We start from the raw sequence: 802 nt of genomic DNA on the forward strand, positions 1-802 counted from the left end.
GTTTAATTCCGCTTAAATATTGTGTTGGTTTATACGTCTTTACGTAGCAAATAGCATTATTGATACAAACAAAAAAGTTTTTTTTCATTCGTACTAATAGCAGCTTTAATAATTATTGCTAGCTATTAAAATTAACTAAAGATTGATAACATTCAAAAAGCCGCCGCTAAAAATACAGCGACGGCAATTTCAGTTAAAAACAATAATTAATTTGCAGTTTTTTTAAGGTCGTACCGGCCAATAGTATCCGGATTGCTTGATGAGCTTGAACGGAGCATTTTGAAAGTGGTACCATCATAAACATACTGGTAAACACCCACCAAATGGTTTTTGGTGCGGGGCGCAGATGCTTTAAAAGTACTATCATTAAACTGGATATAATAGCCATCAAATGCAAATGTTCCGTGGCTGCCTGCATGCTTTACTGTAGTATCGGCTACTACCGCAAAATGGAATGAGGCGTTCATTTTTAATATGATGGAATCTTTCAAAGTATCATATTTACCGGTGGTTGAGTTTTTGGTTAATAATCTAAACTGACCATTAAAAGTTCCGGTTGGGGTAGGGATTACAATAGGATCAGACTTTGGCGAACAAGCCACACCTAACGTTAACAACAGAGGTAGCAGGTAAAATAAATTTCGTTTCATAATATTTTTCATTTAAAGCTATTACGTGAATAATTATTAAAACGCTACACTAAACACAATGTTTTTACAGCTTTTTCGCTTCGTTCCAAAAAATGTCCATTTCGGCAAGGCTCATATCCTGCAGTTGTTTGCCGTGCTCTTTAGCCTTAAGC

The 802-nt window shown here is 35.5% G+C and carries 1 protein-coding gene; it reads right to left on the reverse strand.

Features of this window, described 5'->3' with window-relative positions:
• Positions 1–206 precede the first annotated feature (206 nt).
• A complete protein-coding gene (locus AC1DPZ_RS28325; RefSeq protein ID WP_477409820.1) occupies positions 207–650 on the reverse strand; it encodes a hypothetical protein in 444 nt (147 codons plus the stop codon).
• Positions 651–802: the final 152 nt, after the last annotated feature.

The sequence above is a fragment of the Mucilaginibacter sp. P4_G9 genome, from assembly GCF_056400985.1.